Below are 15,225 nucleotides of genomic sequence, written 5' to 3'. Positions count from 1 at the left end.
CCGAAAATCTCTATTACTAGGTTTTTTTGTAGGTGTGACTGTTTCTGTGTCCCCATCGTCTAGAGGCCTAGGACACCGCCCTTTCACGGCGGTAACAGGGGTTCGAATCCCCTTGGGGACGCCACTTATCTAAGTAGGTTATGTGTAGTGGGGCGGTGAACACCGCGCAATCTATGCACGACGTTATCAAGAGTACGAATCTCTTGGGGACGCCACTTACTTTAAGTAAGTAATGTGTTGGAAAGACTATCTTTTAAATATCATTTCAAATATAACTAAGATTTTTCAACTTAAGATTCCTTATTCTCCATATATCTTTACGATATAGACTCCATATATTTCTAAAACTTTAATTCCTATAGATCACTTTTACAGATCATTTTAATACTTTATAGTATCTAGCAACTCATCAGCTAACCATAAGGAAATTAAAATGTTAGCTAAACGTGTTGTACTCATACTAATTTCTTTAGTCATTACTGCTTGCTCAGACTCAAATGAGGGAGTAGCGCTAGGAACGCTTGAGCGTGAGCGTGTGATCCATCCTGCAACGACTAACGAAATACTGATCGATTTACCCGTTTCAGCAGGCCAGTTGGTCGAAAAAGGGCAGGTGATTGCAAAGTTTGATGCCGAACTACAACAAGCGATTGTTGCTAAAGCACAAGCTCAATTAGCTCAAGCCACTGCATTTCTTGAAAAAACCTTGAATGGTGCTCGCCCCGAAGAAGTTGCTGCCGCATCAGCCAAAGTAGCAGCAGCCAATGCTGCATATACGCAAAGCGAAGCTAATTTTCGCCGTGCAAAAACCTTAGTTAAAGATAAACTCGCTAGCCAAGAAACCTTAGACAGTGCAACCGCTGCACGCGATGAGACTTTCGCTAATTTAGAATCAGCAAAGCAGAACTTAAATGAATTAACAAATGGTTCTCGCGTTGAAGATATTAATAGTGCGAAAGCGCAAGTTCAGGCGGCAGAAGCAGAACTAAAAGTACAGCAAAAATACCTCTCAGATCTGACAATTAAAGCGATGCGTGCTGGCAGGGTCGATAATTTACCTTGGCACGTAGGTGAGCGAGTTACTAAAGGCAGCCCTGTCGTTATAATTCAAGCAAACAGCGCACCTTACGCACGCGTATATATCCCTGAACCATATCGTGCCAAGCTCAATCAGGGGATGACACTTACGGTTCGCGTCGATGGCATAGATAAAGATATTCAGGGTGAACTGACCTGGATTGCCACAGAGCCTGCGTTCACGCCTTTTTATGCCCTTAATCAGGAAGAACGTGCGCGATTAATGTATCTTGCTGAGGTAACACTACCCACAAGTGAAAATAATTTACCGACAGGCGTACCTGCTCAAGTGATTATGCCATGACTGAATCGGTGATCCATGCCAAAGGTTTGGTAAAACAATTTGGCGATTTAAAAGCGATTGATAACCTTGATCTAGACGTTGAGCAAGGGCAAATTTATGGCTTTTTGGGCCCTAATGGCTGTGGTAAAACGACTGCAATCCGTATGCTTACAGGGTTATTGAAGCCAACCTCTGGTGATATCAATGTGCTTGGCTTGAGTCTGCCAAAAGATGCTGAAAAGCTCAGAACACAACTCGGTTATATGACGCAAAAGTTTTCACTTTATAGTGACTTGACCGTACTTGAAAACCTAAAGTTCATGGCGGCGCTTTACCCGTTTAAAAAGCAGCAAAAGCAACAAAGAATTGACGAATTGCTCCATACCTATGGCCTTGATCAAAGAGTAGATCAAATGGCCGGAAGTATGAGTGGGGGCCAACGGCAGCGCTTAGCATTAGCTGCTGCAGTGATTAATAAACCGAAAATTTTATTTCTTGATGAACCAACATCGGCAGTCGATCCACAAAATCGCCGTGATTTTTGGGAAACACTGTTTGATTTAAGTAATGCCGGTACCACGATATTAGTTACCACTCATTACATGGATGAAGCCGAGCGTTGTCATCGTTTAGCCATTTTAGAATCTGGTATTAAACGCGCGGATGGCTCTCCAAAGCAATTAATGACAGACATGCACGCTCATGTTGTAGAAATCGCAGGGGCGCAAACCAGAGAATTAAAAAAACAGCTCGCAACAATCGACCATGTTATTTCAGCCACTCAGCTAGGTGCACAGCTGCGAGTATTAGTAAAAAAAGATGTTCAAGATCCCGTTGAGTTCATAAAACAGCAATCATTTTGTCAGGATACGTGGCAAGTAAATAGTGTGCGTCCAAGCCTTGAAGACGTGTTTGTCACCTGCACAGGGCAGGGCCGACAATGAGTATTGTGACTTCATTAAGCCGCATAAGAGCAATTGTAAGCAAAGAATTATTACAATTACGCCGTGATCGAATGACCTTTGCGATGGTGGTGATGATCCCCCTTATCCAACTGATTCTATTTGGTTACGCTATTAACACCAACGTTAAAGATATCCCTATTGCAGTGGTCGATCATAGTCAAACTGCGCTCAGTCGCATTTTAGTACAAACAGTATCGGCGACAAATGTGGTTAAAGTGACGGATTATTACGACAGTATTGAACAGGCACAAACAGCAATCGCGAGCGCGAAAGTGCGGGCTGTGCTGTTTATACCCCACGATGTGGCAAACCGACTTGCCCAGCACCCAATAGTGGGTTTTGGTTTGCCTGATGGCAGTAATGAGTCGTTAGTCAGGCCAATTGCGCATTGGTTAGTTGACGGCTCAGATACAATGGTCGCGTCGAGCATAAAATCGCTGCGCAATATGCCGCTTGCAGAGCTTCTCGATAAGCCTGCGAATAGAACGTATCCGACCTTTGAGACGACCTTATTTTATAACCCAGAGCAACGCTCTGCAGTGAATATTGTGCCAGGTTTAGCTGCTGTTATTTTAACCATGACGATGATTATGTTTACCTCTGCAGCCATTGTTAAAGAGCAAGAGCGAGGTAATATGGAGCTCTTAATCACCTTACCGTTAAGCTCACTTGAATTAATGATTGGTAAAGTGGTGCCTTATATCTTCATTGGTTTTATTCAGTTATTTATTATACTAGGTATGGGTAAGCTCTTGTTTCATATTCCTTTTGGAGGTGGTTTAGTCGCATTGGTTGTCGCAACCTTTGCGTTTATATGTGCCAGTTTAGTGCTTGGCTTAGTGCTTTCAACCATCGCTAAAAATCAGCTTCAAGCAATGCAAATGACAATTTTCATTCTGTTACCCTCGATATTATTATCAGGTTTTGTATTTCCTTATGAAGGCATGCCAAAGGCAGCGCAATGGCTTGCTGAGTGCTTACCCGCAACGCATTACCTAAGGTTAATACGTGGAATTGTGCTAAAAGATGTCAATCTAATAAGCATGAGCAGTGATTTACTTTGGCTGTTAGCCTTTACAATTTTGGGCTTGGCTGTGGCTGCATTTAGGTTTAAGAAAACCCTTGATTAGGCTAGGCAATTTAAGACATATGTGCTTAACTAAAGTGTAATTTTAATTCTTTTTGAGTAGATGTAAGCGTGTGGCGAGTATTTTGGGTGGCGGTGCTACTAGTGACGTTTGATTGCTATGCAGCAACGATAAACCTAGCCCATACCATGAAGCATGAGCACTTTAATGAGCTGTTAAGCACACTTGCTGAACAAAGTGGCTTGACGGTTAACTCTGTATTAGTTGACCAAAAGGCGCTAAAAGTCAGGCTGGTGCAAAATACCAGTACCAGCACCTCTACAGACGTTGTTATTGTACCTGCTGATCATTTAGGCCTTGATAAATATGCCAACTACAGCGTTATCCCAGACTCACTCATAGCTGATACCACAGACAAGCGAACCTTAGAAACAGCAAAGCTAAACAACAAGCTCTTAGGTATACCCATCATTCAAGGCAATCACCTGTTACTTTTTTATAATAAGCAGTTTGTTAAAGAGCCAATAGAAAATTGGCAGGATATATACCGAATTCAATCATCATTGCCTGAAAAAGTGAAACTCGTTACATGGAGTTTTATGGAAATGTATTGGTTTATCCCGTTCTTATCGGCTTTTAATGGCGACCTAATTGTAGATAACCATGTTCAGCTTAATACACCAGCAATGCAATCGGCTCTCAAATTTGTTTGGGATTTAAATAAACAAAATCTGGTTGATAGACAGTGCGATTACACTTGCTCAAATAATGCATTTAAAGCGCAGCAAGCTGCCTTCACCATCGATGGAGCTTGGGCATTAAAAACGTATGAGCAAGCGCTTGGTGATAATTTAGCTGTGCAGCAATTGCCGAAACTTAATGGTGAGTATATGCAGCCTTATTACTCTACCTTTGTGTTGGCATTTCCAAATGATGGCTTAAATGGCGTTAATAAAGACAATTTGATCAAATTTGCTAAATTGGTTCAAGCAGAAAAATTTCAAACAATGATTTGGCAAAAGCTTCAAGATATCCCCGTTAATACTGAGGTGTTAAATAGTTTAAAATCACAACAAGGCACAGAGTTAGCAACCTTAATTGAAGCGATGCAATTTACAAAACCTATGCCTTCAACCGCATCGATGATCATCGTATGGGAAGTATTAAATAAAGGATTTATTCGCTATGGCAGTGGTGCCTTAACTGCTGAGCAAGCGGGGCTTTTTATGCAAGGGTTGGCAGAGCGTTCGATTGCCAATGAAGGGGATGAATGAGTAGTCCACGCTTTAGCCGCGCCTTATTTATCAGTGTATTACTACTGGTCATTATTCCCCTGCTGATCCTTGCAGGTTTGATGATAGGGCGTTTCTATTTAAGCTCAATTGACCAAGCAAATACGAGTTTACAATGGCAAGCTAGAAATAATGCGGCCAGCCTTGAACAACTCTTATTTAAGCTTGAGAAAAACAGCCAATTACTAAGTAGCACTAAGGCGATAACTGAGCTGCCAAATAAAGTGGTGTACTCACAGTTCGCGCTTGTGCAGCTACAAGAATTTGTTGCCCAAAATCCACAAATTAATGCATCAATTGTTATTGATAATCAAGGGTTTATAGTTGAAGGGTATCCGATCACTTCTTTAAATTTGAATTTTAAACTCACTAAAAGCATTCTCGACAGCGCTCAAACATCAACAGAGCAAAACACAATTCAAATTATTGATAATCCGCAAGTTACTGAGCTACTCGCACCTTTACAGGCAAAACAAAATGCTTTACTGGCAATTACATCTAAGCTGTTGCATGAGCAAGATTCTCTCAGTGAGCCAATAATTAAAACGGGCGTGTTAGTGTCTTTTGTGCCTTTATCAGAGGCGTTAAAGTGGCTTGCAATACATAATGAGCAACCGGTTTATCAAGCGGGTAAGCAGGTACAAATTACAGCACAAGATAACATTTTATATAGCGTGGGCGATGCTGGCGATAACGGCAAATTAATGGGGCAGGCCTCAATCAGTAATGTTTTTTTTGCAGGTAAGCCAACCAGTTTACAGTTCCAAATTAATGAAGCAAAAACCACCTACACCAGCGCTGTAAAGCAAACGGCCATATTAGCTGGGCTGCTAATCGTAGGACTCTCTATTTTTTCATTTATCTTAGTGCGCTGGCTGACGGCACGGCTCCATAACCCGCTAAATCGCATTACTGCTCTTAGTCGTGAATATGCGTTAGGTAATTACAAACAAGATATAGACGATTTTCATTATCAAGAGTTTAAAGATATTGCAGATTCCCTCAGCAGCATGGCCGATACCATTGATATACAAATTACTTCATTGCAATTAGAAAAACTTCGCGCTGAGCGTTCTGAGCAAGTTAAAAGCCAGTTCTTAGCTAATATGAGCCATGAAATTCGCACACCGATGAATGGTATTGTGGGTTTTTTGCAGCTACTTAATAAAAGCACGCTAACACCAGAGCAAGCAGAGTTTGTAAGGCAAATTAATAACTGCAGTGATGTGTTATTAACCGTGATTAACGATATTCTCGATTTTTCAAAAATAGAGGCCAATAAAATAGAGCTCGAGTCGCGACAATGTGATTTAGTCGCGCTTTGCAATGACCTTATCTTGCTGTTCAAACCGAGCTGTGATGCCAAAGGGATTGGCTGCCGGCTTGATGTCTCCTCATTACAATCGCTGAATGTAGAATGTGATGAAATACGTGTTAAACAAGTGCTAATTAACTTACTCTCTAACGCCGTTAAGTTCACCAATCAAGGAGAGATCGTTCTTTCGCTTACTCTGCAAAGCCGAGATGAACACCAGACAGCCGTCGTGATATCGGTAAAAGATACAGGCATAGGTATCTCTGAAGATAAAATAACGGCCCTGTTTAATCCCTTTGTCCAAGCGCAAAGTAGCACCACTCGTGAATATGGAGGGACCGGTCTTGGGCTTGCCATCAGTAAGGGGATGATTGATTTGATGGGAGGTACTATTGCTATCGACAGTGAGCTTGGCAAAGGCACCGATTTTACCATTAATGTTAATTTTAAATCACTAAACCCACAGGACGCTAGTGCAAAAGAACACCAATCAGATGAAGATACTCAGTTCGATTTTAAATCAGTCGACAAGCCAATATTAATTGCCGAAGATAACCCGATTAACCAAATTGTTATCACTAAGTATTTAACTCAATTAGGTCTGAGTTATGAATTGGCAGAAAATGGACAAATTGCCTGTGAGAAAACCCTAACACAAGATTACGCACTGATTTTAATGGATATTCAAATGCCGGTGATGGATGGATTAACTGCCAGCGAAAACTTACTTGCAAGGCCAGATTTTGATACGCCGATTATTGCCGTCAGTGCTAATGCAATGAAAGACGACATCGAAACAAGCGCAAAAATTGGTATCAGTGACCATATCGCAAAGCCAATTAATTTTGCTGAACTTGAAAAAGCACTCGCAAAGTGGCTATCTCAGCAATCGCTGAAATAGCCAGTATGAATCAAAAAGTGGTGTTATCTTTTTTCTGAATTAACTCAATCGCATAACCATCAGGGTCTTTAACAAACGCGATTTCAGTTGTGCCGCCTTTTACAGGACCCGGCTCACGACTCACATTACCGCCAGCAGCTTTAATGTCTTCGCAGGCTTTATAAATATCATCAAACTCGATAGCAATATGACCGTATGCATTACCCAAATCATAGCTGTCTGTATCCCAGTTATAAGTAAGCTCAAGCACCGTCGAATCTTTTTCGTCACCATAACCGACAAAAGCAAGGGTGTAGCGGTACTCTTCGTTGTCTGCACGGCGCAGCTCTTTCATACCTAATACCTGCGTATAAAATTCAATTGATTTATCTAAATCAGCAACGCGAAGCATTGTGTGTAATAAGCGCATTTTAAGCATCCTCTTTCTTGTCTTTAAATTCGCACAATTTCAATAACGCAGCATGGTACAACGCTGCGCATTAAAATTATTAAAAATGGATTATAAGTTATTTCGATTGCATGCACAGTAGCATTGAGACAAAGCGTTTAATATGAAAAGGGTGACGTTATGCAGCAATGAATAGGGATTGCTGCATAACAATGAGGTTTTTGCGGTATAAGCGAAGCTTAGCTTTTCACTTTACCCTTAAGTACATAAATTTCGCCATCAAAGCTCCCTTGAATTGTCAGACCTTGTCCCGCCAACTCCTTAAGATATTCGATATGCTCATTAGTGATATGTTGCCCCGGCACTAAAAGCGGGATTCCAGGAGGATAAGGTGTCACTAATCCGGCACAAATTCGGTTGTTACTTTTGCTAATTGGCACAGATTCTCGTTCGCCATAGAATGCATCACTAGGAATACAGGCTAAGTCAATAGCGGGTAGATTCTCTGGTAGGCGTGTGCGTCTCATTGAAGTGGCAAGTTTTACTTTACCGCTATCGAGTTTCTTAAGCGCATTGTAAAGACGAATGATCTTTGAGCGTGTACCACCAAGAGTCAATAAAACTAAAATGGTGCTGTGTGTGTATTTTTCGATTTCAAGGCCAATTTCATCTAATAGGAATTTATGAATATCCTTTAATGAATAAGGTAACTCACTAATATCGATAAGGATCTTCAGCGGATCGTGACCCATGTTATCGCCACTAAAATGTGGGAATATATCCATGAAATCTTGCTTATCGAGCACTTTAATATGTTTTAGTGAAGCCATTTGCTGCTTAAACTCTGCAACATGATTCAGCAGGGCATTCAGTAATTTATAACCTTCCATTTCTAATTGCTTCTGGCATACATCCAGCGAAGCAATGAGCTGATATTTTGGCGAGGTACTGGCGTAAATACTGTAGATCTCACGGAAGAAATCGGCATCGAAACCAGGATCGTTAACATGAATGTAAGACGCCTGAGAGAACGCCGAAACCACTTTATGTGCCGAATGGGTAACATAGTCTGCGCCAGCATTTATTGCTGAGTAGTGGCGTAAACTTGGATGGAAAAGCGAGTAAGCAAACCACGCTTCGTCGATAAACACTTTAATACCGTGCTGGTGTGCAAATTCAACCACTTGTTTTAAATCGCTAAGCAGACCATCGTAAGTACAGCCGGTTAAAACCAGTAATTTAGCATCGCTATTTTGCTCAATCGCTTGCTTAATGTCAGCCAATGAAGGGGGCGCGAAGATACCATATTTAGGATTTAAAATACTCGATAAATAAATAGGTAAACTAGCCGATTGCAAAATGCCGTAATGTACTGATTTATGGCAGTTTCGGTCGATGATCACCTTATCGCCTTTACGTAGTAAAGTTTGCAAAATAATCTTATTTGAAGTGGATGACCCATTGGTAACAAAGTAGGTATGTTTTACTTCAAATGTCGCCGCCGCTGATTCTTGAGAGCGGCCTATGGTGTTGGTGCTGTCTGATAATGAACCAAGCGAGTCGACAGAAACCGACAGGTCGCCAACAAATACGTTACGGCCATAAAACTGATAAAAGTCTTTAATATACGGAGAATTTCTAAAGCTAGCACCGCCACTGTGACCAGGTGTGTGCCATGAATCGTTCGATTCACCCACATAACGACGGTAGGCGGTCCAAAATGGCGTTTCTGAACGATCATCAAAGTCATTGATCATATAGCCCAAGATTGCTTCGGGGTCTGAAATGACCTCATCTTTAAAAAAGAAAGATTCAATTTCTTCTGACTCGTTAACTATCTCCAAGCCTTTCGTATCGTCACCAATAACATAAACAGGCAGTTCTAGGCGTATGCCTTTTAATTGCTCGATAAAACGGCTATAGGTGCGCTCGCCATTGTTCAGTACATCCCAACTAAGTACTACAGCTTGAATATCGCCATCTTCCTCTACATATTTCAACGCCTGCTTGAGCTCTATGCACTCGATAATGTCGATATCAACATCACTTCGTTCAAAATTAGGGATTGTTTTTTCTAGGTTCGTTGAAAGCTCTTTTAAGGTGGCAGGATCTTGTTCAATTAACAAGATACGAAGTAAAGGTAACATAGCAACTCATATAAAAAATTTCACATTACTCAACAGCATAACGAAAGGATGGAAGCTTGTGAAATGATTACGCTGATATTTTTTGTTCCGATACTGATTAGGCTTTTTTGCGTGTTAATCGCAGATAGTTGAAATTACATGTTCTTACTGTAAAAGTAATGCTTAAGTAAAAGGTTAATTGAGCACTCTGCGATAAAAGCTCTCAAGCCAGATACAGATAAAAATAAAGATAAACATGCTAGGGAGAATAAAACATGGCGTATGTTGCCAATTTCAAAACTGTAGTCATCTCTACATTGTTTGCGTTTTGTACGAGCGCAGTTAATGCAGATGAAGTCTCAGATTCAAACAATAAAAAGTCGATACCCGAAGCCTCTAAATTTGTGACCCAGCATAAAGGCACCTTTAATGGTACAAAGCTGAAATACGAAGCTGTAGCCGGTGAAACTTATTTGTTAAACAAAAACGAAGAGCCTAAAGCTGCTATCTTTTCGTTTGATTACCTAGCTGCAGATGACAACAAGAACAGACCCGTAACATTTATCTGGAATGGTGGCCCGGGCTCATCGTCTAATTGGTTACATATGGGCGCTTATGGTCCGAAACGAGTCGTGGTACCAAGCGATGCAACGGCTCCTGGATTGGCTCCTTACGAATTAAAAGATGCGCCTGAGACGATACTTGATGTGACTGATATGGTGTTTGTGGACCCTGTTGGTACAGGTTACTCGCGCGCCTTAGGTGACACTGACAGCAAAGCCTTTTGGGGCTTGAATCAGGATGCATCTGCTATTGCTGATTTTATTGCCCAGTGGCTAACAAAAGAAAACCGCTGGAATGCGCCAATATTTTTATTGGGAGAGAGCTATGGTACAACTCGAGCAGCAGCGGTTTCTAAAGTACTGATGGATAAACACCTGATTAATGTAAATGGCATTATTTTTGTGTCACAAGCTTTAGACTATCAAGGTTCAAGCCCTTATGTTGATGACAACATCATTTCTTATATCACTTACATACCCACACTTGCTGCAACCGCTTGGTATCATAAAAAAGTAGACACATCAGGAAATTTTGAAGCGTTTATTGATGCGAGCCGACAATTTGCAGTTGATGAATTACTACCAGCCTTATTTAAGGGGAATGCCCTTAGTAAAGCTGACCGAAAGCAAATTGTTGACGGCCTTCACCGTTATACAGGGCTAAGCAAACAATATATTGAGCAGGTTGATTTACGCATTAATGCCTTTAGATTCGCTAAAGAGTTATTGCGTGATGAGGGCGTCGCAGTAGGCTTTCTTGATGGACGTTATAAGCTTGATGAACGAGACGATTTAACAGCAGCTCCTAAGCAAGATGCGTCAAAAGTGATAGGGCCGGCTTATAAAGCGGCATTGATGAAATACATGCGTACAGATTTAAACGTACAGTGGAAAAGAAAATACTTAAACCCTGGCGATCCTGAGTTATCAGATAACTGGCGCTGGCGCACAGCGCCTGATGGACAAGGCTGGGAGCCAAGATACGTCAATACAGCGCCAGATTTATCTTATGTGCTTCGCAGCAATCCACAAATGAAAGTGATGGTCGCCTCTGGTTATTACGATATTGTCACGCCATTTTTTGATGCTGAATACACCTTAAATAGACACGGTATATACGCTGATAAAATTGACTATCACTATTATCACGGTGGTCACATGATGTATGTTCACGAACCAGCAAGAGTGGCGCTGTTAAGAGATACGCGAGAATTTATTAAAAAGCAGGTGAGCCAAAACCCACGATAATGACTAGGAATATTGTGCCAAACCCTGTGTTTGGCACAATGCGCAAAGGGTGTGATAGAAAAGGTTAAGAACGTTACACATATAGTGTCTATCAAGGATTAACCATTGGTGCATATCGACCATATTTGTTGCCAATGTTTGCCAATATCTGCCATAATCAAAGACTGTAAATATATAGGAATTAACTATGGCAACTTTAAATATCTCTATTCCAGATGAAATGCGCTCATGGATTGATGCCCAAGTTGAGTCAGGTCGATTCTCAAATGCAAGTGATTATATCCGCGATTTGATCCGCCATAATCAGAGTGAAAAAGATGCTATTAGAATGGCATTAGTAGAGGGTGAGCTAAGTGGTGAGAGTGAGTTAACGGTTTTAGATATTATATCCAAATCCAAAAACAAAACTTAAAGCGAATGGCTAAATATGTTCTCTCTAATAAAGCTCAGTATGACTTGGAGCGTATTTTTCAGTACACCGAAATTGAATTCGGTGTTTCTCAAGCAGAAAACTATTTAATTGGAATTCATGAAACGCTAATGGCTTTGTCTACTGAGCCGAGCCTTGCTCAAGATGTTAGCGATATCAAGCCAGGATATTCTCGGTATATATTTAAAAGCACTACATCTTTTTTAAAAAAAGAGCCAACGATATTTTTATTGTGAGAATTCTGCATCAACAAATGAAGGTTCAACTACACCTAACAAGCTAATGCAGGTCCGCAACAATACTTAATTACTCTGTCTTCTCTTTAAACTCACACAAATCTTCGATAATACAGCTGCTGCATTTAGGTTTACGAGCAGTACACACATAGCGGCCATGCAGAATTAACCAGTGGTGTACATCGACCTTAAATTCTTTAGGTACCACTTTTTCTAGTTTTTGTTCTACAGCCACCACATCTTTACCCATAGCAAACTTAGTGCGGTTAGAAACGCGGAAAATGTGAGTGTCTACAGCAATTGTTGGCCAGCCAAAGGCACAGTTTAAAACAACATTCGCGGTCTTTCTGCCAACCCCCGGTAATGCTTCGAGCGCTTCACGATTCTCTGGGACTTCTGAGTTATGTTTATTGACCAGAATCTCACACATTTTATAGACATTATTGGCTTTCGAATTAAACAAACCAATGGTCTTGATGTAATCACGAAGGCCTTCAAGGCCTAAATCAAGAATCGCTTGAGGCGTGTTAGCAACAGGGAATAGCTTACGGGTTGCTTTATTAACACCCACATCTGTAGCTTGTGCTGATAAGGTAACCGCAACTAATAACTCAAACGGGCTTGAGTATTCAAGCTCTGTTTCTGGGTGCGGGTTTTGCTCACGTAGACGAGATAAGATCTCATAGCGTTTTTCTTTATTCATGGTGGCGTAAAGCACGCAGTGACGGTGCGTGCTCTCCTTTAAGTTAAACTTGTTACTCGGGCTCTTGGGCCTTTTTCTACTTCTGGAGTAACAACTTGCTTAGATTTTATTTGTGTATCAATGACATTTTTTGCAGCAATCAGTAAACCAAGTCCTAAAAAGGCACCCGGTGGTAAGATAGCTAATAAAAATTGGTTATCAAAACTGAATACTTCAATTCGAAGTGCAGCAGCCCATGGCCCTAATAATAAATCAGCACCATCAAATAGTGTACCTTGACCAATAAGTTCACGCATTGCCCCTAGCACCACTAAAACTAACATAAAGCCAAGTCCCATCATCAGTCCGTCAAAGGCTGAAAGTGGCACTGTATTTTTAGAGGCGAATGCTTCTGCGCGACCGATAATGGCACAGTTGGTAACAATAAGCGGAATAAAAATCCCCAATGATTGATAAAGCCCAAATGTATAGGCATTCATCATCAGCTGCACGATGGTCACAAAGCCTGCGATGATCATCACAAAAACAGGAATACGAATATCTTTTGGTACCCAGTTACGCACAATCGATACGGTGACATTAGAACCAACAAGTACCAATAAAGTTGCTAAACCAAGGCCTAATGCATTGGTGATCGTAGAAGTAACAGCAAGTAGCGGGCATAAGCCTAATAACTGCACAAGGGCAGGGTTATTAGCCCACATACCATCTTTAAATAAGGTTTTAACTTGGCTCATTACTTGGCTCCTTGACAGGTGTTTGGCGCAGCAAACAGATTATCAAATTCAGCTTGGGCAAACAGCACAGCTTGTTTAACTGAGCCGACAACGGCACGCGGTGTAATGGTTGCGCCAGTAAACTGATCAAATTGGCCACCATCTTTTTTAACAGCCCAGCGGCTGTCATCGTCAGAAAGTACATTTTGGCCTTTGAAAAGGGTGATCCAGTCTGATTTTTTGACCTCAACTTTATCGCCAAGGCCCGGTGTTTCTTCGTGCTTAGTTACACGAACACCCGCTATTTCACCATTGGCAAAAACCGCCGTTAATAAGTTGATATCGCCGCTATAACCACTTGGTGTTACATGGCGCATTACTAAAGCATACGGCTTATTATCTTTGTAGGCGCGGTAGATTATTTGCTCAGGACGTGGACCTAAGCGCTCATCGGTGATTACAACACAATCTTTGTATAGTTGATTGTCGTAATGATGGGCATCAAGTACTTGTTGCAGCTGCTCTGCAAGTTGTTGCTTTTCTTGCTCTTCAATACGCTCAGCAGTCAGGCTATGAGTAAGGGCTACAGTGCCTGTGGTAATAAGTGCAAATGCTGTAAGAATAGTGCCGTTTTTAGTCATTGAGGAAAGGATCATTATTTCACCCCATGGCCGTAAGTTCGTGGTTGCGTGTAGTAATCAATTAAAGGCACCGCCATATTTAACAGCAATACACTAAATGCCACTGCATCAGGGTAACCACCGAAAGTACGAATTAAGTAAACAAGTAGACCAATTAACGCGCCGTAAATTAAACGACCTCTATTCGTTGTTGATGCAGAAACTGGATCGGTAGCAATAAAAAATGCCCCTAACATGGTTGCACCACTGAATAAGTGAAATACCACGCCCGGCTCTGTGCCCGGGGCTGCAATATAACCAATACCACTGCACACGGCTAATGAGGCTAAAAAGCTAACAGGGATATGCCAATTAATGATTTTAGATTTTAATAAATAAAGGCCACCTACTAAAAAGCCGAAGTTAACCCAGCCCCAACCAAGACCAAACCAGTCATTAAAAAGAGGCTTACTCATACTCTCAGCCACCGTTAGGTGATGGGCGACATCTGTTTTAACGGTATCAAGTGGTGTTGCCATGGTTGTGCCATCAATCGCTACACGTAACTGATCGACACTAAATCCAGCGCTGGTAAAACCATTGAAAATAACAGACAGCTGTTGTGAGAAGCTGATCGGAGATGCAAGTAAATCACTCACAGGTAACCAGCTGGTCATTTGCACCGGAAACGATACAAGTAGTAATACATAAGCTGCCATAGCAGGGTTAAATAAATTAAAGCCAAGGCCACCATAAAGCTGCTTTACAATAACAATGGCAAAGAGACAGCCAATTACGATAATCCACCAAGGTGCTAAAGGCGGAATACTCAACGCCAGTAATACGCCTGTTAACCACGCACTGCCATCACTGAGTGTTGGCCAAACTTTGCGTTTTCGAAGCAGTAATACAGCAGCTTCACAGGCACTAACAGTAATCAGCGCGAGAACAAGCTGAATTAACACAGCGCTACCAAAGAAGAAAACTTGCGCGATTAAGCCTGGAATACACGCAGCAATCACTGTCATCATTAATCGGCTTAATGATTTATGGCTATGATTATGCGGCGAACTCGCCATGGTTAGTTTCATGACTTATCGTTTCCTTCTTGTTGTAACTTTTTCGCTTTAGCTCTTGCAATGGCACGAGCGACCGCTGCTTTTTTCTTATCTTCGCTAGACTCAGGTTCATCAACCTGCGGCTTGGCATCTGCCTCAGCACTTGAATCATTAGTTTGCTGTGAAGAGTCGTCACTCTGCGCTTGCTCTTTAGCG

15 protein-coding genes and 1 tRNA gene are annotated in these 15,225 nt (G+C 41.5%); 9 read left to right on the top strand and 7 right to left on the bottom strand.

From position 1 onward, the window contains the following. The first annotated feature begins 48 nt into the window (after nucleotides 1-48). From CWC02_RS20225 to CWC02_RS20200, 6 genes are all read left to right on the top strand, one after another. Nucleotides 49-124: transfer RNA gene (locus tag CWC02_RS20225), tRNA-Glu, on the top strand. Between the two features lie 309 nt (nucleotides 125-433). After that, complete coding sequence (locus CWC02_RS20220; RefSeq protein ID WP_105181582.1) at nucleotides 434-1,381, top strand: HlyD family secretion protein; 948 nt, start codon at nucleotides 434-436, stop codon at nucleotides 1,379-1,381. Continuing rightward, entirely contained in the window at nucleotides 1,378-2,304 is a 927-nt protein-coding gene (locus CWC02_RS20215; protein ID WP_062567026.1) for an ABC transporter ATP-binding protein, read from the top strand. Before CWC02_RS20220 ends, CWC02_RS20215 begins: the two co-directional genes overlap by 4 nt. A gap of 2 nt (nucleotides 2,305-2,306) precedes the next feature. Continuing rightward, the gene (locus CWC02_RS20210) at nucleotides 2,307-3,455 is read left to right on the top strand and encodes an ABC transporter permease (RefSeq protein ID WP_138619914.1); all 1,149 of its coding nucleotides are present in this window, start codon (nucleotides 2,307-2,309) and stop codon (nucleotides 3,453-3,455) included. A 101-nt stretch (nucleotides 3,456-3,556) separates the two neighbouring features. Then, nucleotides 3,557-4,687: a sugar ABC transporter substrate-binding protein gene (locus CWC02_RS20205; protein WP_138619913.1), complete on the top strand. Its 1,131-nt coding sequence runs from the start codon at nucleotides 3,557-3,559 to the stop codon at nucleotides 4,685-4,687. Continuing rightward, nucleotides 4,684-6,921, top strand: coding sequence for a HAMP domain-containing hybrid sensor histidine kinase/response regulator (locus CWC02_RS20200; RefSeq protein WP_138619912.1), 2,238 nt, complete (start codon nucleotides 4,684-4,686; stop codon nucleotides 6,919-6,921). Before CWC02_RS20205 ends, CWC02_RS20200 begins: the two co-directional genes overlap by 4 nt. Before the next feature lie 10 nt (nucleotides 6,922-6,931). Here the strand turns inward: CWC02_RS20200 and gloA are convergent, their stop codons facing one another. Both gloA and CWC02_RS20190 read right to left on the bottom strand, forming a co-directional pair. Then, nucleotides 6,932-7,330, bottom strand: coding sequence for a lactoylglutathione lyase (gene gloA / locus CWC02_RS20195; protein ID WP_055021479.1), 399 nt, complete (start codon nucleotides 7,328-7,330; stop codon nucleotides 6,932-6,934). 218 nt (nucleotides 7,331-7,548) lie between these two features. Then, nucleotides 7,549-9,456, bottom strand: coding sequence for an aminotransferase class V-fold PLP-dependent enzyme (locus CWC02_RS20190; RefSeq protein ID WP_138619911.1), 1,908 nt, complete (start codon nucleotides 9,454-9,456; stop codon nucleotides 7,549-7,551). A 254-nt stretch (nucleotides 9,457-9,710) separates the two neighbouring features. On the opposite strand from CWC02_RS20190, the gene CWC02_RS20185 reads away from it, so the two are divergent. From CWC02_RS20185 to CWC02_RS20175, 3 genes are all read left to right on the top strand, one after another. After that, nucleotides 9,711-11,246 carry a S10 family peptidase gene (locus CWC02_RS20185; RefSeq protein WP_138619910.1) on the top strand — a complete coding sequence of 512 codons (1,536 nt, stop codon included), beginning with the start codon at nucleotides 9,711-9,713 and terminating at the stop codon, nucleotides 11,244-11,246. A 187-nt stretch (nucleotides 11,247-11,433) separates the two neighbouring features. Then, nucleotides 11,434-11,658 (top strand): type II toxin-antitoxin system ParD family antitoxin, encoded by a 225-nt coding sequence (locus CWC02_RS20180; protein ID WP_054553697.1) that lies wholly within the window; start codon nucleotides 11,434-11,436, stop codon nucleotides 11,656-11,658. Nucleotides 11,659-11,663: 5 nt separating this feature from the next. Further along, nucleotides 11,664-11,912 carry a type II toxin-antitoxin system RelE/ParE family toxin gene (locus tag CWC02_RS20175; RefSeq protein WP_138619909.1) on the top strand — a complete coding sequence of 83 codons (249 nt, stop codon included), beginning with the start codon at nucleotides 11,664-11,666 and terminating at the stop codon, nucleotides 11,910-11,912. A 70-nt stretch (nucleotides 11,913-11,982) separates the two neighbouring features. On the opposite strand, the gene nth is transcribed toward CWC02_RS20175, so the two are convergent. The 5 genes from nth to CWC02_RS20150 form a co-directional block, all read right to left on the bottom strand. Further along, nucleotides 11,983-12,615, bottom strand: a complete 633-nt coding sequence (gene nth / locus CWC02_RS20170) for an endonuclease III (RefSeq protein ID WP_138619908.1) — start codon at nucleotides 12,613-12,615, stop codon at nucleotides 11,983-11,985. A gap of 38 nt (nucleotides 12,616-12,653) precedes the next feature. Next, nucleotides 12,654-13,352, bottom strand: a complete 699-nt coding sequence (locus CWC02_RS20165) for an electron transport complex subunit E (protein ID WP_105175132.1) — start codon at nucleotides 13,350-13,352, stop codon at nucleotides 12,654-12,656. Further along, a complete protein-coding gene (gene rsxG, locus CWC02_RS20160) occupies nucleotides 13,352-13,987 on the bottom strand; it encodes an electron transport complex subunit RsxG (RefSeq protein WP_138619907.1) in 636 nt (211 codons plus the stop codon). The genes CWC02_RS20165 and rsxG overlap by 1 nt, the downstream gene beginning before the upstream one ends. Then, nucleotides 13,987-15,042, bottom strand: a complete 1,056-nt coding sequence (gene rsxD / locus CWC02_RS20155) for an electron transport complex subunit RsxD (protein WP_138619906.1) — start codon at nucleotides 15,040-15,042, stop codon at nucleotides 13,987-13,989. The genes rsxG and rsxD overlap by 1 nt, the downstream gene beginning before the upstream one ends. After that, nucleotides 15,039-15,225 (bottom strand): hypothetical protein (locus CWC02_RS20150; RefSeq protein WP_138619905.1); only part of this gene is annotated, 187 nt, incomplete at its 5' end. The genes CWC02_RS20150 and rsxD, both read right to left, overlap by 4 nt.

It is taken from the genome of Pseudoalteromonas sp. S2721, from assembly GCF_005887425.1.
Taxonomy (GTDB): domain Bacteria; phylum Pseudomonadota; class Gammaproteobacteria; order Enterobacterales; family Alteromonadaceae; genus Pseudoalteromonas; species Pseudoalteromonas simplex.
This window is presented reverse-complemented; position numbering and strand designations above follow the sequence as displayed.